Annotated in this window: 22 protein-coding genes; 4 read left to right on the top strand and 18 right to left on the bottom strand. The window is 51.9% G+C overall.

The window, feature by feature from the left end; translation table 11 throughout:
* Nucleotides 1–23 precede the first annotated feature (23 nt).
* Complete coding sequence (gene rpsJ, locus G4551_RS01875) at nt 24–335, bottom strand: 30S ribosomal protein S10 (protein ID WP_001181005.1); 312 nt, start codon at nt 333–335, stop codon at nt 24–26.
* Nucleotides 336–714: 379 nt separating this feature from the next.
* Between rpsJ and G4551_RS01870 the strand changes: the two genes are divergently transcribed.
* A complete protein-coding gene (locus tag G4551_RS01870) occupies nt 715–1,182 on the top strand; it encodes a prepilin peptidase (RefSeq protein WP_003842090.1) in 468 nt (155 codons plus the stop codon).
* On the opposite strand, the gene bfr is transcribed toward G4551_RS01870, so the two are convergent.
* From bfr to fkpA, 11 genes are all read right to left on the bottom strand, one after another.
* Nucleotides 1,179–1,655: a bacterioferritin gene (bfr, locus tag G4551_RS01865; protein WP_003031113.1), complete on the bottom strand. Its 477-nt coding sequence runs from the start codon at nt 1,653–1,655 to the stop codon at nt 1,179–1,181. The genes G4551_RS01870 and bfr overlap by 4 nt on opposite strands.
* Nucleotides 1,656–1,726: 71 nt before the next feature.
* Nucleotides 1,727–1,921 carry a bacterioferritin-associated ferredoxin gene (gene bfd / locus G4551_RS01860; RefSeq protein ID WP_003031111.1) on the bottom strand — a complete coding sequence of 65 codons (195 nt, stop codon included), beginning with the start codon at nt 1,919–1,921 and terminating at the stop codon, nt 1,727–1,729.
* Nucleotides 1,922–2,106: 185 nt separating this feature from the next.
* On the bottom strand, nt 2,107–3,291 hold the full coding sequence (tuf, locus tag G4551_RS01855; RefSeq protein WP_003031109.1) for an elongation factor Tu: 1,185 nt from the start codon (nt 3,289–3,291) through the stop codon (nt 2,107–2,109).
* Between the two features lie 69 nt (nt 3,292–3,360).
* A complete protein-coding gene (gene fusA / locus G4551_RS01850; protein WP_003023659.1) occupies nt 3,361–5,475 on the bottom strand; it encodes an elongation factor G in 2,115 nt (704 codons plus the stop codon).
* Between the two features lie 96 nt (nt 5,476–5,571).
* Nucleotides 5,572–6,042, bottom strand: a complete 471-nt coding sequence (gene rpsG, locus G4551_RS01845) for a 30S ribosomal protein S7 (protein ID WP_003023657.1) — start codon at nt 6,040–6,042, stop codon at nt 5,572–5,574.
* Between the two features lie 95 nt (nt 6,043–6,137).
* The gene (gene rpsL, locus G4551_RS01840; RefSeq protein ID WP_003023654.1) at nt 6,138–6,512 is read right to left on the bottom strand and encodes a 30S ribosomal protein S12; all 375 of its coding nucleotides are present in this window, start codon (nt 6,510–6,512) and stop codon (nt 6,138–6,140) included.
* 125 nt (nt 6,513–6,637) lie between these two features.
* Nucleotides 6,638–6,925: a sulfurtransferase complex subunit TusB gene (tusB, locus tag G4551_RS01835; RefSeq protein WP_003837968.1), complete on the bottom strand. Its 288-nt coding sequence runs from the start codon at nt 6,923–6,925 to the stop codon at nt 6,638–6,640.
* 7 nt (nt 6,926–6,932) lie between these two features.
* Nucleotides 6,933–7,292 carry a sulfurtransferase complex subunit TusC gene (gene tusC / locus G4551_RS01830; RefSeq protein WP_003837966.1) on the bottom strand — a complete coding sequence of 120 codons (360 nt, stop codon included), beginning with the start codon at nt 7,290–7,292 and terminating at the stop codon, nt 6,933–6,935.
* A complete protein-coding gene (tusD, locus tag G4551_RS01825; RefSeq protein ID WP_003023646.1) occupies nt 7,292–7,678 on the bottom strand; it encodes a sulfurtransferase complex subunit TusD in 387 nt (128 codons plus the stop codon). The genes tusC and tusD overlap by 1 nt, the downstream gene beginning before the upstream one ends.
* Nucleotides 7,678–8,400, bottom strand: coding sequence for a helix-turn-helix transcriptional regulator (locus tag G4551_RS01820; RefSeq protein ID WP_003023643.1), 723 nt, complete (start codon nt 8,398–8,400; stop codon nt 7,678–7,680). Before G4551_RS01820 ends, tusD begins: the two co-directional genes overlap by 1 nt.
* A gap of 167 nt (nt 8,401–8,567) precedes the next feature.
* Nucleotides 8,568–9,386, bottom strand: coding sequence for an FKBP-type peptidyl-prolyl cis-trans isomerase (gene fkpA / locus G4551_RS01815; protein WP_003023641.1), 819 nt, complete (start codon nt 9,384–9,386; stop codon nt 8,568–8,570).
* 232 nt (nt 9,387–9,618) lie between these two features.
* Between fkpA and G4551_RS01810 the strand changes: the two genes are divergently transcribed.
* Nucleotides 9,619–9,837, top strand: a complete 219-nt coding sequence (locus tag G4551_RS01810; protein ID WP_003023639.1) for a protein SlyX — start codon at nt 9,619–9,621, stop codon at nt 9,835–9,837.
* Between the two features lie 198 nt (nt 9,838–10,035).
* Here the strand turns inward: G4551_RS01810 and slyD are convergent, their stop codons facing one another.
* The 4 genes from slyD to kefG all read right to left on the bottom strand — a co-directional run bounded on the left by slyD (nt 10,036) and on the right by kefG (nt 13,302).
* Nucleotides 10,036–10,641, bottom strand: a complete 606-nt coding sequence (slyD, locus tag G4551_RS01805; RefSeq protein WP_003023634.1) for a peptidylprolyl isomerase — start codon at nt 10,639–10,641, stop codon at nt 10,036–10,038.
* A 94-nt stretch (nt 10,642–10,735) separates the two neighbouring features.
* Nucleotides 10,736–10,936, bottom strand: coding sequence for a YheV family putative zinc ribbon protein (locus G4551_RS01800; protein WP_003023632.1), 201 nt, complete (start codon nt 10,934–10,936; stop codon nt 10,736–10,738).
* A gap of 9 nt (nt 10,937–10,945) precedes the next feature.
* Nucleotides 10,946–12,751, bottom strand: coding sequence for a glutathione-regulated potassium-efflux system protein KefB (kefB, locus tag G4551_RS01795; protein WP_003023630.1), 1,806 nt, complete (start codon nt 12,749–12,751; stop codon nt 10,946–10,948).
* On the bottom strand, nt 12,751–13,302 hold the full coding sequence (gene kefG / locus G4551_RS01790) for a glutathione-regulated potassium-efflux system ancillary protein KefG (RefSeq protein ID WP_003023629.1): 552 nt from the start codon (nt 13,300–13,302) through the stop codon (nt 12,751–12,753). Before kefG ends, kefB begins: the two co-directional genes overlap by 1 nt.
* A gap of 132 nt (nt 13,303–13,434) precedes the next feature.
* Here kefG and G4551_RS01785 point away from each other — a divergent pair, with 132 nt between their 5' ends.
* Entirely contained in the window at nt 13,435–15,336 is a 1,902-nt protein-coding gene (locus G4551_RS01785; RefSeq protein WP_003023627.1) for an ABC transporter ATP-binding protein, read from the top strand.
* Between the two features lie 109 nt (nt 15,337–15,445).
* Here the strand turns inward: G4551_RS01785 and G4551_RS01780 are convergent, their stop codons facing one another.
* Complete coding sequence (locus G4551_RS01780) at nt 15,446–16,936, bottom strand: nicotinate phosphoribosyltransferase (RefSeq protein WP_003837959.1); 1,491 nt, start codon at nt 16,934–16,936, stop codon at nt 15,446–15,448.
* Between the two features lie 14 nt (nt 16,937–16,950).
* A complete protein-coding gene (gene prs, locus G4551_RS01775; protein WP_003023622.1) occupies nt 16,951–17,811 on the bottom strand; it encodes a ribose-phosphate diphosphokinase in 861 nt (286 codons plus the stop codon).
* Between the two features lie 191 nt (nt 17,812–18,002).
* Between prs and G4551_RS01770 the strand changes: the two genes are divergently transcribed.
* Nucleotides 18,003–18,722 carry an NUDIX hydrolase gene (locus tag G4551_RS01770; RefSeq protein ID WP_003837957.1) on the top strand — a complete coding sequence of 240 codons (720 nt, stop codon included), beginning with the start codon at nt 18,003–18,005 and terminating at the stop codon, nt 18,720–18,722.
* Nucleotides 18,723–18,753: the final 31 nt, after the last annotated feature.

The following is an 18,753-nucleotide window of genomic DNA, read 5'->3' as shown; positions in this document are numbered from 1 at the left end:
CTCTCAATCGCTCGATGACCTGATTAACCCAGGCTGATCTGCACGTCTACACCGGCAGCCAGGTCCAGACGCATCAGAGCATCAACGGTTTTTTCAGTTGGCTCAACGATGTCAACCAGACGCTTGTGAGTACGGATCTCGTACTGATCACGCGCGTCTTTGTTGACGTGCGGGGAGATCAGAACGGTGAAACGCTCTTTGCGGGTCGGCAGCGGGATCGGACCACGAACCTGCGCACCAGTGCGCTTGGCAGTCTCGACGATTTCCGCGGTTGATTGATCGATCAGACGATGATCAAACGCTTTCAAACGGATACGGATTCTTTGGTTCTGCATGAGACCAGAGCTCCAATTATTTTATAGACGAAATAGTTACTCCTCAAACCCATTACGATTGATGGGAGAGTGTAACCGTTCTTACAGAGTTCCCCGATTGGGAACATTGTCTGGTATTGCTTTCGCAGTACCGGTGGCTCATATCGAACCGCTGTCAATATTAGACAAGCCCGCGCATTATACGTAAATCTCAGTCTTAAGCAAGTGCCGCGTAGAAATTAATCACTCGTTCATAAATGCGGGCCTCCTTCCACTCTGATTGTATGTCCTGTGATGCAACGCGTTTTCCGTGGAAGAGAGCATCCATAACTCACATCCCGGACTTGTGGGGCCGGCGTACTTACCCGAAGGTAAACTCTTTACCAAATGAGATTTGCCCATGTACATCGACCTCCCCTTTCTGCTGATTTATGTTTCGCTATCAGGGTTGCTCTTAGTCCATGACCTGCGTACCGGGTTGCTGCCCGACAAATTTACCTGCCCTCTTTTGTGGGGCGGTCTTATTTATCATCAGTGCTGCAGACCTGCACAGTTATCCGACGCGCTTTGGGGTGCCGTAGCGGGCTATTGGGTATTTGCTTTGTTCTACTGGGGGTATCGTTTGATATGCCGACAGGAAGGATTAGGCTTTGGTGATGTCAAATTTCTTGCCGCACTGGGCGCATGGCATCGCTGGGAATCATTACCACTGTTGGTTTTACTTGCCGCGGGCATGGCATGTTGTCTCACCGGGATTTCTTGCGTCCGTTACGGGAGACAGATGCTAAAAAACCCGCTGCCTTTTGGGCCATATCTGGCGGCTGCGGGTTTCGTTATTGGCTGGATAAATCTGATACAGGGCGGTTAGTCACTGACTTTAATTTGCGATTGCAGATAATTTTGCAAGCCAAGTTTTGCAATCAGGTCCAGCTCAGTTTCGAGCCAGTCAATATGCCCTTCTTCTTCAGTCAGGATCTCGATCATCATGTCCCGGCTGACATAATCATGAACGCTATCGGCATAGGCAATGGCTTCACGCAGATCTTTCGCCCCATCCAACTCGAGTCGAAGATCGGATTGCAGCATCTCTTCAACGTCTTCGCCAATACCCAACTTGCCAAGATCCTGCAAGTTCGGGAGCCCTTCTAAGAATAAAATACGCTCGATATATTTATCAGCGTGTTTCATCTCATCGATAGATTCATGGTACTCAACATCATTGAGGCGAGTCAGTCCCCAGTTTTTAAACATACGAGCATGGAGAAAATACTGGTTGATCGCGACAAGCTCATTTCCCAATAGTTTATTGAGATAATTTATGATTTTAACATCACCTTTCATTTTATAGTCCCTCCGCTTCCACTCTTAGAGCGTAGATGGGGCTACAGGGATGTCAAAAAAAAGAGTGTGACTTAGGCGATCTCTTTAAATTCTGGCATTTGCGTTAATTCATCCTGCATGACTTCGCGGGCAGCACGAATGCACTTACCGCATTGATTTCCTACAGGAATAAATTTACGTAATTGCTGAAAGGATTGAGGGTGAAACTGGCGAACAGCCTGACGTATTTTTTTATCACTTATCGCATTACACAAACAAACGTACATGATCGCTCCCGTTCAATTTCTGCGCAAAGTGTAAATGAGAATAGTTATGATTACAATAGCACAACGCTATTTACGCGGCGGGAGAATGAATAAAAAATGCGAATAAATATGACAGCTACTAAATAGCAGGCAGCAAAAAGGGCGCCGAAGCGCCCTTTTTAAGCTCAAAGCTAATTAATCAATAATTAGCTCATTACTTTAGCAACAACGCCCGCACCAACAGTACGGCCGCCTTCACGGATTGCGAAACGCAGACCGTCGTCCATCGCGATTGGGTGGATCAGGGTAACAACCATTTTGATGTTGTCGCCCGGCATTACCATCTCTACGCCTTCCGGCAGTTCGATGGTACCAGTCACGTCAGTAGTACGGAAGTAGAACTGCGGACGGTAGCCTTTGAAGAACGGAGTATGACGGCCGCCTTCGTCTTTGGACAGAATGTACACTTCAGATTCGAACTTGGTGTGCGGCTTGATAGAGCCCGGCTTAGCCAGTACCTGACCACGTTCGATTTCTTCACGTTTGATACCACGCAGCAGAACACCAACGTTCTCACCAGCACGGCCTTCGTCCAGCAGTTTGCGGAACATTTCAACGCCAGTACAGGTAGACTTAGCAGTCTCTTTGATACCAACGATTTCAACTTCTTCACCAACTTTGATGATACCGCGCTCTACACGACCGGTAACAACGGTACCACGACCGGAGATGGAGAATACGTCTTCGATAGGCAGCAGGAACGGCTTGTCAATCGCACGCTCTGGTTCTGGGATGTAAGAATCCAGGAAGCCAGCCAGTTCGATGATTTTCGCTTCCCACTCTGCTTCGCCTTCCAGCGCTTTCAGAGCAGAACCACGAACGATCGGAGTGTCGTCGCCCGGGAAATCGTACTGAGACAGAAGTTCACGAACTTCCATTTCTACCAGTTCCAGCAGCTCTTCGTCATCAACCATGTCGCATTTGTTCAGGAACACGATGATGTACGGAACGCCTACCTGACGACCCAGCAGGATGTGCTCACGAGTCTGCGGCATCGGGCCGTCAGTCGCAGCAACAACCAGGATCGCGCCGTCCATCTGCGCAGCACCGGTGATCATGTTTTTAACATAGTCGGCGTGGCCCGGGCAGTCTACGTGTGCGTAGTGGCGAGTCGGGGTGTCATATTCAACGTGAGAAGTGTTGATGGTGATACCACGTGCTTTTTCTTCCGGCGCGTTATCGATCTGGTCGAATGCACGAGCAGCACCGCCGTAGGTTTTAGCCAGTACGGTAGTGATTGCAGCGGTCAGGGTAGTTTTACCGTGGTCAACGTGGCCGATGGTGCCGACGTTAACGTGCGGTTTTGTACGTTCAAATTTTTCTTTAGACACGGCTATATTCCTTACTATAGTGCTCTCCCCTATGGAGAGAGCACGGGACTTAGGTTTTAATCCTGTGGATTATTTACCACGGGCTTCAATAACGGCCTGAGCAACGTTGTTCGGCGCATCGTCGTACTTCAGGAACTCCATGGAGTAAGAAGCACGGCCTTTGGTCAGAGAACGCAGCTGAGTTGCATATCCGAACATTTCAGACAGCGGAACTTCAGCATGGATAACAACGCCAGTGACGTTGGATTCCTGACCACGAAGCATACCACGACGGCGGCTCAAGTCACCGATTACGTCACCGGTGTTCTCTTCCGGAGTCTCTACTTCAACCTTCATGATAGGCTCAAGCAGAACTGGTTTCGCTTTCTTAAAGCCATCTTTGAAGGCGATAGAAGCGGCCAGTTTAAACGCCAGCTCAGAGGAGTCAACGTCATGGTAAGAACCGAAGTGCAGACGCACGCCCAGATCAACAACCGGGTAACCAGCCAGCGGGCCAGATTTCAGCTGTTCCTGGATGCCTTTATCAACGGCCGGGATGTATTCGCCAGGAATTACACCACCTTTGATGTCGTTGATGAACTCGTAGCCTTTCGGGTTTGAACCCGGCTCCAGCGGGTACATGTCGATAACAACATGACCGTACTGACCGCGACCACCAGACTGCTTAGCGTGTTTACCTTCGATATCGGTAACTTTCGCGCGAATCGCTTCACGGTAAGCAACCTGAGGTTTACCGACGTTCGCTTCAACGTTGAATTCACGCTTCATACGGTCAACGATGATGTCGAGGTGCAGCTCACCCATACCAGCGATAATGGTCTGGTTAGATTCTTCGTCAGTCCATACGCGGAATGACGGGTCTTCTTTAGCCAGACGGCCCAGAGCCAGACCCATTTTTTCCTGGTCAGCTTTGGTTTTCGGTTCTACCGCGATGGAAATTACCGGCTCAGGGAATTCCATACGTTCCAGAATGATCGGGTGATCCGGGTCACACAGAGTGTCACCAGTGGTCACGTCTTTCAGACCGATAGCAGCAGCGATATCGCCCGCGCGAACTTCTTTGATCTCTTCACGTTTGTTAGCGTGCATCTGTACGATACGGCCGAAACGTTCACGTGCAGTTTTCACGGAGTTCAGGATGGTGTCACCGGAGTTAACCACACCAGAGTACACGCGGAAGAAGGTCAGGTTACCCACGAACGGGTCGGTAGCGATTTTGAATGCCAGAGCAGCAAACGGCTCGTCATCGCTAGCATGACGCTCAGCAGGAGTATCTTTACCGTCGTCCAGAATACCGTTGATCGCAGGTACGTCTACTGGGGATGGCAGGTAATCAATTACCGCATCCAGCATCGCCTGAACACCTTTGTTCTTGAACGCAGAACCACAGGTTACCAGGATGATTTCGTTGTTCAGAACGCGCTGACGCAGAGCTTTTTTGATCTCTTCTTCAGTCAGTTCTTCACCACCCAGATATTTCTCCATCAGCTCTTCTGAAGCTTCTGCAGCGGACTCGATCAGGTTCTGGTGCCATTCTTCAGCCAGTTCCTGCATGTCAGCCGGGATATCTTCATAAGTGAAGGTTACGCCTGCATCTTCTTCGTTCCAGTTGATGGCTTTCATTTTCACCAGGTCAACAACACCGGTGAACGCTTCTTCAGCGCCAATTGCCAGCTGCAGCGGAACAGGGTTCGCGCCCAGACGGGTTTTGATCTGACCAACAACTTTCAGGAAGTTCGCACCCATACGGTCCATTTTGTTAACGAACGCAATGCGCGGAACTTTATATTTGTTTGCCTGACGCCATACGGTTTCAGACTGAGGCTGAACACCACCAACTGCGCAGTAAACCATTACTGCACCATCAAGCACACGCATGGAACGTTCTACTTCGATAGTGAAGTCAACGTGCCCCGGGGTGTCGATGATGTTTACGCGATGCGGTTCATACTGCTTAGCCATACCAGACCAGAATGCAGTAGTCGCTGCGGAGGTGATAGTAATACCACGTTCCTGCTCCTGCTCCATCCAGTCCATGGTGGCTGCGCCGTCATGAACTTCACCGATTTTATGGTTTACACCGGTGTAGAACAGAATACGTTCGGTAGTAGTGGTTTTACCGGCGTCGATGTGCGCACTGATACCGATGTTACGGTAGCGCGCGATGGGTGTTGTACGAGCCATTTGATTCCTCGTTTATCTTTTAGGCGTTCAATTTAAGTAGCCCAAAGCGGGCTGCTTACTAGAAGCGCCCGCCTGGTGACTAAAACTCCGAAGGGATTACCAACGGTAGTGTGCGAACGCCTTGTTGGCTTCTGCCATACGGTGAACGTCTTCACGTTTCTTAACTGCAGTACCTTTGTTTTCTGCAGCATCAGAAAGTTCGTTCGCCAGGCGCAGAGCCATGGATTTATCACCGCGTTTACGAGCAGCTTCAACGATCCAACGCATTGCCAGAGCATTACGACGGACCGGACGGACTTCAACTGGTACCTGATAAGTAGAACCACCAACGCGGCGAGACTTAACTTCGACAGTCGGGCGCACGTTTTCGAGAGCTACTTCGAAAGCTTCCAGTTCGTTTTTACCAGAACGCTGAGCCAGGGTCTCCAGCGCGCTGTATACGATAGTTTCGGCAGTAGATTTTTTACCATCTACCATCAGGATATTTACAAATTTAGCCAGCAGTTCTGATCCGAACTTCGGATCCGGCAGAATTTTACGCTGACCAATGACGCGACGACGTGGCATGGAAATACTCCGTTGTTAATTCAGGATTGTCCAAAACTCTAAGAGTTTAGTTTGACATTAATATAAAACGTTTGGCCTTACTTAACGGAGAACCATTAAGCCTTAGGACGTTTCACGCCATACTTGGAGCGTGATTGCTTACGGTCTTTAACGCCGGAGCAGTCAAGCGCACCACGAACGGTGTGGTAACGAACACCCGGGAGGTCTTTTACACGACCGCCACGGATCAGGATCACGGAGTGCTCCTGCAGGTTGTGACCTTCACCACCGATGTAGGAAGTCACTTCAAAACCGTTAGTCAGACGAACACGGCAAACTTTACGCAGTGCGGAGTTCGGTTTTTTAGGAGTGGTAGTATATACACGAGTACATACGCCACGTTTCTGCGGGCATGCTTCCAGCGCAGGCACGTTGCTTTTTGCAACTTTGCGTGCACGTGGTTTGCGTACCAGCTGGTTAACTGTTGCCATTAAATAGCTCCTGGTTTTAGCTTTTGCTTCGTAAACACGTAATAAAACGACCTCATACAATATGAGGACGCAGAATTTTAGGTCGGTGTCGAAAAGGTGTCAAGAAATATACAACGATCCCACAATTACCAGGACATCTGGCTGGGATGCTTCACCGTAAGTCTGACGAAGTCAGTATAGCTAACCCTGACGACACTGTCTGAAATTTGACCGCTCAACCCGCGAGCCTTAATGTCTTCTTCCAGTACATAGACCTTAATGGAGGCATTTTTCAGACTTTCAAGGAAACGGCTTCCTTCGATTGCTGCCGTCACGCCATCCTGGAGCAATAAAAGTTCATCGTCTTTATCAATCAGACGAAGAAGAGAGGAGAAATCGGTAAGCCACGCGGAGCGATGTAGTGTGTGCAGCATGAGAGTCTCAAAACCTTAAAATGACGTCATAGTTGCCTAACTCACGGCGTAAATCTTCCGGTTCAAGCGCTGTCGCATCGATCACAAAATTACTCCCCTGCTGAAGGCCCCGCTCGCGTAATGAGGCAGCGCAGAGCCAACATTGATCGATATCGTACAACCCTAACAGCTTGAAGGTCGCGATATAGTCTCGCGCCAGCACGGCATCCGGTTGCTGTCCCTGAAGGATTTGAAAGACGCCATCACCGATAAAAAACACGCCGAGGTCTTCCGTTAATGCAGAGGTCGCCAGCAATGCATCTAACCCTTCACGGCCAGATGCGCTGCCGTGCGGCACGGTAGAAAAGACAAAAGCAACACGTTTCATCAGAATTGCACCACGCGATCGCAGGTCAGGGAAGCCTCAGCCAGCGATCCAAGCCCGCTGAGGTTAAAACCTGATTGTAAATTAGCTCCTGCCAGCCCCAGCCGCTTTGCCTCAGTCTCATCAACCACGCCGCGTCGCAACGCCGCAGCCACGCAAATATTCAGTGTTACACCATGCTGTTGGTTCAGCTGTTGCCAGGCCCGTACCAGATCGTATTCATCACTGGCAGGCGAAGTGAGTAGGTTGGCGTTATACACACCTTCACGATAGAAAAAAACGCTGCTTAGCTCATGCCCTTCTTTGAGTAGCGCATGAGCAAATTGCAACGCGCTGCTCGCCTGCTGCGTGCCGTACGCTGGCCCCGTCACCATGATGGCAAAACGCATTACTTATCTTGCCCCTGGAAATCGCCACTTTTGAACTGACGAATATAGAGGTAGACCGTATGTTTGGAGATGTTCAGCCGATCGGCGACCTGGTTGATGGCATCTTTAATATCGAAGATGCCTTTCTCATACAAATTCAGGACGATCTGGCGGTTCTTCGCGTTGTTGGAAACATTGCGATCGGCATTCACTTCTTCGATTGTGAATTCCAGCGTCTGGGTAACCAGATCTTCCACCGAAGAAGCGAAGTTGACGGCAGAGCCCACTTCCGGGGTTTCCGGTGGGATAAAGGTATTCATTATCTGCGAGAAAGGGACATCAAGGTTCATGTTGATGCACAGCAGACCAATCACGCGATGCTCACGGTTGCGAATGGCAATCGTCACCGACTTCATCAAGACACCGCTTTTCGCACGTGTGAAGTAACACTTCGACACGCTGCTATCCGCACCCGTCATATCATGCAGCATACGCAACGCAAGGTCGGTAATCGGTGAGCCAATTTTACGGCCCGTATGTTCACCGTTAGCAATGCGGATGGCCGAGCATTTCAAATCCTGCAAAGAGTGCAATACGATTTCACAATGGGAACCAATGAGCATCGCCAACCCGTCCACTACCGCTTCGTAGGATTTGAGGATATCGAAGTCGGTTTGATCGAAAGGACGTTGATCCAGCAAATCTAGCTCACTGGTTTCGTTGGTTAAAAGCGACCTGGACATGAAAAAAAGCACTCCTTTTCAGGAGCCTGTCGTTATGTTGTCAGGGCAGGCTCATCACTATTATAGGGGCATCTAAAGTAATACAGCGCACAAGGCGCTTTCCAGTATTAATTATATCCTGTCGATAATAAAAAACCGCCGCCCTGTGGGCGGCGGTTTCTGTTAGCTTATTTTTTGCTGCTGTCTGCAGCTTTATCTGCCGGTGCAGCATCTGGCTGCGCGTCAGCTTTCGGTGCCGGTTTGATGTCTAACAGTTCAACATCAAAGACCAGCGTAGAGTTGGCCGGAATGCCCGGAACGCCCGTTTTGCCGTAAGCCAGATCCGGTGGGATAACCAGCTGGATTTTGCCGCCTTTCTTGATGTTTTTCAGGCCTTCAGTCCAACCCGGGATCACGCCGTCAAGACGGAAAGAGAGCGGCTCACCACGGGTATAAGAGTTATCAAACTCTTTACCATCGATCAGCGTACCTTTGTAGTTAACAACCACGGTATCGCTGTCTTTCGGTGCAGCGCCGGTACCTTCTTTCTCTACTTTGTAGACCAGGCCAGTAGCCGAGGTTTTAACGCCTTTCTCTTTAGCAAATTTCTCGCGGTAAACTTTACCTTTGGCTTCATTGTCAGCCGCGTCTTTTTCCATTTTCGCCTGAGCGGAGCTCTTCACGCGCGCTTCAAACGCCTGCAGAGTTTGTTCGATTTCCTGGTCAGACAGTTTGCTCTTGTCTGCAAACGCATCCTGAACACCAGCGATCAGTTGATCTTTATCCAGTTTGATGCCCAGCTTTTCCTGCTCTTTCAGAGAGTTTTCCATATAACGACCCAGGGACGCGCCCAGCGCGTAAGCGGCTTTTTGGTCGTCATTCTTGAATGCTGCTTTGCTGTCAGCAGTAGCGGCTGGTTTCGCAGCATCAGCAGCGAAGGTGATCGGGGCATGCAGAGCAACAGCCATTGTGGTCGCCAGCAGCGTTACTTTAAACAGTGATTTCATCCATATCTCCAGGGCCGGGGCATCTCACCCCAGGGTTAACTAACATAAAAATGTACTATAAAGCGTTGCAGAACAAATCAACATACAGGCACGCCCTATTATCACCACTTTTCAGACTCTTTTTGTTTAAATTAGTTTCGTGACCGAAGATTGAGTGCTGTGCAAACAGGCAAAGTTAAGTAGAATTCGCCGCAGTCCGCGATCTGCCGGAGAAAAAAGAAAGAGGTGAATCATGCAGGATACAACAATGGAAACTCGCCTGGCTGAACTGGAAAGTCGCCTGGCATTTCAGGAGATAACCATTGAAGAGCTCAACGTGACGGTGACCGCGCATGAACTGGAAATGGCCAAACTGCGCGACCATCTGCGTCTGCTGACGGAAAAGCTCAAAGCAACGCAACCGTCCCACATCGCGTCGCAGTCTGAAGAGACCCCTCCGCCACATTATTGAGACGTAAAAAAGCGGGGATATCCCCGCTTTTTTTGTGTCCGAAAGCGCTAACGCTTATCGGATCTACTCACATATACCCAAAGGATTTCAAATCACAGCAAGGCGGCAAGCTTGAGGAAGTCCTGGGTGCATAGATAACTATGTGACCAGGATTCGAAAGCGCAGCCAACACCGCTGTGGGTTGAAAGACGAAGGGTATTAGTGGCAACCGCAGCCGCCGCCGTTACCTTTACCGCCACCGCCGCAGCAGCCTTCGCCGCCGTGCTCGTGACCATGGTCGTGGCCGTGACCACCGCAGCAACCGTCATGACCGTGGTCATGATCGTGGTCGTGACCGTGCGCACCGTGAACGTGGCCGTGAGCCAGTTCTTCTTCGGTCGCTTCGCGGATAGCAACAACTTCTACGTTGAATTTCAGATTCTGGCCAGCCAGCATGTGGTTACCGTCAACCACAACGTGGTCGTCTTCCACTTCGGTAATTTCTACCGGTACTGGACCCTGGTCAGTTTCAGCCAGGAAACGCATGCCAACCTGCAGTTCGTCAACGCCCATGAAGACGTCTTTAGGAACGCGCTGCACCAGGTTTTCGTCGTACTGACCGTATGCGTCGTTTGCGCCAACAGCAACATCGAATTTGTCGCCAACTTCATGACCGTCCAGCGCTGTTTCCAGGCCAGAAATCAGGGAACCGTGACCATGCAGGTAGTCCAGCGGTGCACTCACCGGAGACTCATCAACCAACACACCGTCTTCTGTACGTACCTGATAGGCCAGGCTGACCACCAGGTCCTTTGCTACTTTCATGATATCTCCTGAGCATGGAAAGAATAGTGGCGCAGATTGTAGCGGAATTCTGCACCCGTGTACCCTCTAGCTTAAAAAAAGCTGCGCCATATCGCTAGTCCGGATGAAAAATCCCTATCACTTGCTCTTCTTTGCGAACGTGCTCGCGCGCCTCTTTATCGGCTTCCCGCATCTGATGACCGCACTTAACACACTCAACAATATCGATATTATTTTCACGCCACATCGCCAGAGTATCCTGCGACTGGCAGGACGGACATTTTGCACCTGCGATAAAACGTTTACGAATTGCCATGATTATCCTCTACTCAAATTCATCCCAGCCATCCAGCTGACGTCGCTCTTGCTGCATCTCTCGTTGGAAAATTTCCTCCAGCTCGCGCCGTGCTTCCCTGGCTCGAGAGATTTGTACCGTATCTGTATGCATGGGGATCAGTTCCCGCAGCATGCGCATATCCAGCCGACGAAAATGCAGCTGGGCACGCTGGGCCTGGTGCGGATGCATCCCCAGTGTAACCAGCGTTTTACGCCCCAACTCCAGCGCACTGGAGAACGTTTCGCGGGAAAACTGCGTCACACCGGCCTGTAATAACTCATGCGCCTCTACACGTCCGCGCGCTCGCGCAAGAATATGCAAATGCGGAAAATACTGTTGGCACAGTTCCACCAGTTTCATTGTGTCTTCAGGCTCATTACAGGTAATAACAATAGACTGTGCCGCCTCTGCCCCTGCGGAGCGCAACAGTTCCACCTGAGTGGCGTCACCGTAGTAGACCTTATAGCCATATTTGCGCATCAGATTCACCGCGCTGATATCTCGCTCCAGGACGGTAATACGCATTTTATTGGCCATCAACAGGCGACCAATAACCTGACCAAAACGCCCAAACCCCACTACAATCACCTGCGGTTTATCATCTTCCACCCAGGGTTTTTCGTCTTCCTCATCCGTGCCGTTAAACTGGCGGGAGAGCCATTTATCAATCAACTTCATCACCAGCGGCGTGGTCATCATCGACAGCGTGACGGTCACCAGCAGCAACGCCATTTGGTCGCCCTGAAACAGCCGTTGCGAGGATGCCGTTGAAAACAGCACGAAAGCGAATTCACCGCCCTGACTTAAAACCCCGGCAAATTGCATCCGTTCAGAGCTTCTCATGCCGTTAAGACGCGCCAGTACATACAGCACCAGCATTTTTACAACTACCAGCACGATCACACTCGCTGCCACCCACAGAATATGGGTGTAGAGCACGCCGAGATTGAGCGACATGCCAACGGAGATAAAAAACAGCCCGAGCAACAGTCCTTTAAAAGGATCGATTGCCGTTTCCAGCTCATGTCGGTATTCACTTTCCGCCAGCAGCACACCCGCGATAAACGTTCCCAACGCCATTGACAGCCCCAGCGCATCCATAAATAAAGCAGAACCCAGCACCAACAGCAGCGTGGCAGCGGTGAACACTTCCCGCACGCCAGAATCCGCAATAAAGCGGAAAACCGGACGCAGCAAATAGCGCCCGCCAATCAGCATGCCGGCAAAGGCCAGCACCTTCATTCCCACTTTAATCCAGTCAAAATGTTCGTCAGCAGACCCCGCCAGCAGCGGAACCAGCGCCAGCGCAGGGATCACCGCCAGATCCTGAAACAGCAGCACCGAAAAACCCAACTGCCCGGATTCACTGCGGTTCATGCCTTTCTCACGCATCAACTGTAGCGCCATCGCGGTCGATGACATCGCCAGACCAATGCCGCCAACCACTGCCGCCTGCCAGGAGAACGCAGTGAGCATCAATAATCCGGCCAACACCACCGCGCTCAGCATCACCTGCGCGGCGCCGACGCCAAAAATTGAACGCCGCAGTTGCCACAGCTTGGCCGGGTTAAGTTCCAACCCAATGATGAACATCAGAAAAACTACGCCCAGCTCGGAAAAGTGCAGGATTTCATCCACATCACTGATGAACCCTAATCCCCACGGGCCGATGGCAATACCCGCCAGCAAGTAACCCAACACCGGACCGATACCCAACCTGGACGCCAACGGTACCGCCGCCACCGCCGCGAAGAGAAACAACACTCCGGCTGTCAACAAATCTGAACCTTCCATCAGCGGCCTCCCACAGGGATCGGATTCGCCAGCCAGTCACCATACGCTTTCGCATGGCTGTCCAGCTCCTGCTTCGTTTGCCTTCTGGCCCAGTAAACGATAATAGGGCTCATCCAGTGCATGCGGCACATACCGGCCGTCAGCTCGAAAGGGCGCAGCACATCGCTCATTGGATAACGGTTTAGCGCGTCATAGCGGTAGGCACTTTCCGGTTCTCCGGTAGTGATAACGCTACGCCAGTACTTTCCCGCCAGTTGATTCCCTCCGGGACCGCTGGCAAATCCGCGGCTCAGTACGCGGTCAAGCCACTCCTTTAACAGCGCCGGACAGCTATAGGTGTAAAGCGGATGCTGAAAAACGATCACATCATGCTCACGCAGCAGCGCCTGTTCATGCGGAATATCGATAAAAAAATCAGGATAGTGCGCGTAAAGGTCGTGCACGGTAACATTGCTGAGCTGCATGGCCGGTTTAAGCAGAACACGGTTCGCGACCGAGTCCTGAGATTCCGGATGGGCATACAGCAGCAAGACTTTCGCTGGCTGGAACATCATCCCCCTCCCGGTTTTGTCTTTTGTCTATTTTCGACGTTTTGGGCTACCATTGCGCCTCGGTGCGGCAAACGGCCCGCACATTACATTATCATAATGATAAATTAACATAGTCTGAACATACGGCGCCTTATGATTGTTTTCTCATCGTTACAAATTCGTCGCGGCGTGCGCGTCTTGCTGGACAATGCCACGGCCACCATTAATCCAGGGCAGAAGGTTGGCCTGGTGGGTAAAAATGGCTGCGGTAAATCTACCCTGCTGGCATTGCTGAAAAATGAACTCAGCGCCGACGCTGGAGGATTTACCTATCCGGGAAACTGGCAGCTCGCGTGGGTGAATCAGGAAACGCCTGCGTTGCCACAGCCCGCGCTGGAGTACGTCATTGACGGCGACCGCGAATATCGTCAACTGGAAGCGCAGTTGAACGACGCCAACGAACGTAACGATGGACATGCCATTGCCACTGTCCATGGCAAGCTGGATGCCATCGATGCCTGGACCGTGCGTTCACGCGCCGCCAGCCTGCTGCATGGCCTAGGTTTCTCCAACGAACAGCTTGAACGGCCGGTCAGCGACTTCTCCGGTGGCTGGCGTATGCGCCTCAACCTGGCCCAGGCGCTGATTTGCCGTTCAGACCTACTACTGCTCGATGAACCTACCAACCACCTCGATCTCGACGCGGTGATCTGGCTGGAAAGATGGCTGAAAAGCTATCAGGGCACGCTGATCTTGATCTCCCACGACCGCGACTTCCTCGATCCGGTGGTGGATAAAATTATTCATATCGAACAGCAAACCATGTTCGAGTACACAGGCAACTACAGCGCGTTTGAAATCCAGCGTGCGACCCGCCTCGCGCAGCAACAAGCCATGTACGAAAGCCAGCAGGAGCGCGTGGCACATCTGCAAAGCTATATCGATCGTTTCCGCGCTAAAGCAACGAAAGCAAAACAGGCGCAGAGTCGTATCAAAATGCTGGAACGCATGGAGCTGATTGCCCCAGCGCACGTGGACAACCCGTTCCACTTCAGCTTCCGTGAACCGGAAAGCCTGCCAAACCCGCTGCTGAAGATGGAAAAGGTCAGCGCTGGCTACGGCGATCGCGTCATTCTCGATTCGATCAAACTGAATCTGGTGCCGGGTTCCCGCATCGGTCTGCTCGGTCGCAACGGCGCGGGTAAATCGACGCTGATTAAGCTGCTGGCCGGCGAACTGGCCCCCATCAGCGGCGAGATTGGCCTGGCGAAAGGCATCAAGCTGGGCTACTTCGCGCAGCACCAGCTGGAGTTTTTACGCGCCGATGAATCACCAATTCAGCATCTGGCACGCATGGCGCCGCAGGAGCTGGAGCAGAAACTACGAGACTACCTGGGTGGATTCGGCTTCCAGGGCGATAAAGTCAGCGAAGAGACTCGCCGCTTCTCCGGTGGTGAAAAGGCGCGTCTGGTGCTGGCATTGATCGTCTGGCAGCGCCCGAACCTGCTGCTGCTCGATGAACCGACCAACCACCTGGACTTAGATATGCGTCAGGCGCTGACCGAAGCGCTGATCGATTTTGAAGGCGCGCTGGTTGTCGTCTCGCACGACCGTCACCTGATCCGCTCCACCACCGACGACCTCTATCTGGTACACGACAAGAAAGTCGAGCCGTTTGATGGCGATCTGGAGGATTATCAGCAGTGGCTGAGCGATGTCCAGAAACAGGAAAATCAGAGCGACGAACCGGCGAAAGAGAGCGTTAACAGTGCCCAGGCGCGTAAAGATCAGAAGCGTCGCGAAGCGGAACTGCGCACCCTGACGCAACCGCTGCGCAAAGAGATCACCCGTCTGGAAAAAGAGATGGAGAAACTGCACGCGCAGTTAGCTCAGGCGGAAGAGAAACTCGGCGACAGCGAACTGTACGACCAAAGCCGCAAAGCCGAACTCACCGCTTGTCTGCAGCAGCAGGCCAGTGCGAAATCCGGACTGGAAGAGTGTGAAATGGCCTGGCTGGAGGCTCAGGAGCAGCTTGAGCAGATGCTCGCCGAGTAAGGTTTTGCCGGATGGCGACGCTGGCGCGTCTGATCCGGCCTACATAAAGCGTGCGGCCTGCTGCCCGTAGGCCGGATAAGGCAAAGCCGCCATCCGGCAAAAGCCCAGCTTAGCGTTGCATCGCCAGACGCTGGCGGATTTCTTCGAAATGCTCGCAGTTAAACAGCTTGCCGTTGAGAAAACGAGTTTTCAGCTCCCCTTCCTGCTCTTGTTTCCAGGTTTGTTCATCATGCAGACGCAGTTCCCCTTGCTCATCACGCGTGACGCGAAGCAGACCACGGGCTGAACGCTTCAGGCCATTATCGGTTTTCGGCTCTTTGAAAATCGTCCGGCCTTTGCCGTCGACTTCTCCCCACGTCGCTTTCATCGCAAAACCGAAGGTGTCACGCGTGTTGTACTGATAGGTAAAGGAACCGACGCCAAACACGACGTTTGAACTGGCAAAGCCTTTCGCTTCCAGACGACGCAAGATCTCATTCGCTCGCTCAAGGGTGATGGAGTCGCCATAAATCAGTCCAACATGCGGGTCGAGCACCTTGTAACCTTTGGCGTTAATCGTACCGCCAAAAATCTCCCACAGCACTTCCACGGACCCTTTCTCCTGAGCGGTACGATCGCTGCTTGTATCGTTATCTTCGCCAGTACCGCACAGAATCTCTACCGGGTTGCCGCTATCCGGACGGAATACCACACGACCTTCACGCGCCAGAATGATGCCCTTCAGTTCACGGGTATATTCCGTCAGCACCTGCCAGTAGTCCCAGGTATCAGATACTATCGATACAAATCCTTGCGGGTAGAGATCGGCAATCAGGCGGCGGAAGGTTTCAATCTCATGCTCGCGCTCGCCCATACACATCACGCTGTGTTCAGTAGCTGGAATGCTGGCGCCGATAAAATAGGGCTCGCCGTCGGTGTAGTAATCGCGGGCGTACAACAGAGATGGAATACTGTCGGTCCCTTTAAAGCTCAACAAATGCCCACTGCCCGCCTGCATGGTGTCCTGTAATCCGGACATACCGCGAAATGAAAAGTCATGGCACTGGAAGTCAAGATGCGTCTGGTCGCTACAGGTTTTCTGTGCCCAGCGTGCGCAGATTTTGCGGTAATGGTGAGCAATCGTGGCGTTTGTCGACGCTTTCCACAATTCCGCCGACAGGACGGTCTCCAGGTAATTCACCAGCCAGAAAAATTCGGGTTTGGTGTTGATAATGGTTAAAACCGGCACCGTCATTGGGACTTTGCTACCTTCATCCAGCGCCTTGATGTGCAGCGGCAGATAGCCCAACTGATGCAATGCACGAATATGGTCCACCGCCACCGCATCTTTGCCGAGATAGCTATCCATGACCTGTTTGTATTCACTCACAACCTCATCTTCCGGGCGGGCAAAGAACGCCTCATTAAACAGGTCGACTAAAAACCACTGCATAAACCCCTGCAGGCCGAAAAATACCAGTTTGCCATCCGCCAACGGCGAGGAGAAAAAGCGATCGCTGCGTGGGGTAAAGTTGGAATATACGCGACGGGTGCCCTGCGGATACTGCACGCGGTGAGACACTTTGTAGCCGTCGATAGCTAAAATTGGATTCATTTTCATAACAGGTGTCTCCCTCAGGCGCGGTAAATCGCGTCAATATCGATAAGTTCAAGCTGCGGATGTTCCAGCGTCGGGGCAGCTAAAGAAGTGGTGGTGTAGATGGCGTCAATACCGTTAGCAAACAGGTGTTCAACGCCCTTAGAAAAGATCCCGTGGGTGACGTACAGGCTAACGCTGCGGGCACCGGCATCACGTAGCACCTGCGCAGAACCTATGAAGGTGCCGCCAGCATCACACAGGTCGTCGACAATCAGCAGATCCCTCCCCCTGACGTCTCCGGCCAATAACGCAAATCCCGTCAGGCTGCCGCTTGCCACATCACGTTTTTTGCTCAGGATGGCGTACTGCTCCACACCGGCCGCTCTGGCTACGGCATCAATCTTCTTCAGCGATCCTGCATCGGGAGCAACCAACATCAGCGCGTTTTGCTGAAACAGCCGCGATAATGACGCGCTTTGCATCAGGCAAACCTCCTGGGGGATCGCCACAAAGTTGTCGATTGCAGCCGCCGCCGCGTCACTGTGCGGGTCGAGCACGTTGACCTTGTCAAATTTCAACGTATTGAGCTGACTGGCGAAGACTTTCAGCGCAAAGCTGTCACCCGATACCATATGTCTGTCCTGACGCGCCCACGGCAGCCAGGGAAGGTCGAGATGGCTGACCAGTACATCGGTCTGATGACGGACCGCCTCAACCAGTTGCGCCAGCAGCATAAAATCGTTCATATCGCGCATAGCCGTGGCACGGATGCGCATCAGGCGAGCAAAGGTTGGCAACGCATCGGTGACTTTTAACCAGACAGCACCATCAGGAAAAACACCGCTGGCAACGGCATAGACCTGGTCGTCCAAAGTTAGTGTCAATTTTATGTTCATCGCGCTCACCCCTTAATTGTGTCCCTTCGACACAATTAATAATGTCTCTAAGACACATATTAAGCAAGAAGAAAATGAATTATTTTTAAGCCGTTAGTTAATCTACTGATAAATAATGAGAAAAAACGAACCTTGCCCCCCGGTGCCGGGCTGGTACACTTATCAGCGTTACAAATCATCGTGAGTACCTTATGACCACCGAAGCCGACTACCTGAATCAGTACGACGCCAGCCGCTTCCCTTCACCTCTGGTGACGGTAGATAGTGCGTTATTTACCCTGCATCAGCAGGCGCTGTGCGTATTACTGGTCGAGCGGGCAAAGCAGCCGCAAAAAGGACGTTGGGGATTACCCGGCGGCTTTATTGATATCGAAAATGATGATTCAACCCGTGCCACCGCGCTGCGCAAACTCACTGAAAAAACGGGTGTTTCGCCTTCGTGGCTGGAACAAATGGATACCTTTTCCGGGCCTGATCGTGACCCGCGCGGCTGGAGCCTGACGGTCACCTGGTTTGCACTAATCGCCTGGGTAGACTGCGCGCCCCATATCGCCAGCGTCAGCAATGCCCGTTGGGTGCCGGTTGATGAGTTGAAAAACTATTCACTCGCGTTTGATCACGAGAAGATCATTACAGCGGCGCTGCATCGCTTGCGGCAAAAAACGATGTACTCGCTCCTGCCAGTGTACTGCTTGCCGGAAACATTTACCCATGGGCAACTACTCGAAGCCACTGAGGTGATCCTCGGTCAGTCGATCCAGCGTAAAAGTCTGATTCGTCGCTTTGAAGCGTCAGGAATGTTTGAAGATACTGGAGAAAGCGTGGCGACAGGGACGCGTAAAGCCCGTCTGTGGCGACGTAAACCTAACGTCGATTTTCATTTTTTCTCGCGTAACCTGCTGACTGACTAGCGACAAAATCACATATTGGCTAACCCGCACG

The organism is Citrobacter freundii ATCC 8090 = MTCC 1658 = NBRC 12681 (genome assembly GCF_011064845.1).
In the GTDB taxonomy this organism is placed as follows: Bacteria; Pseudomonadota; Gammaproteobacteria; order Enterobacterales; family Enterobacteriaceae; genus Citrobacter; species Citrobacter freundii.
Note: the sequence above shows the minus strand (reverse complement) of the source record. Positions and strands in the feature narration are given on the sequence as shown.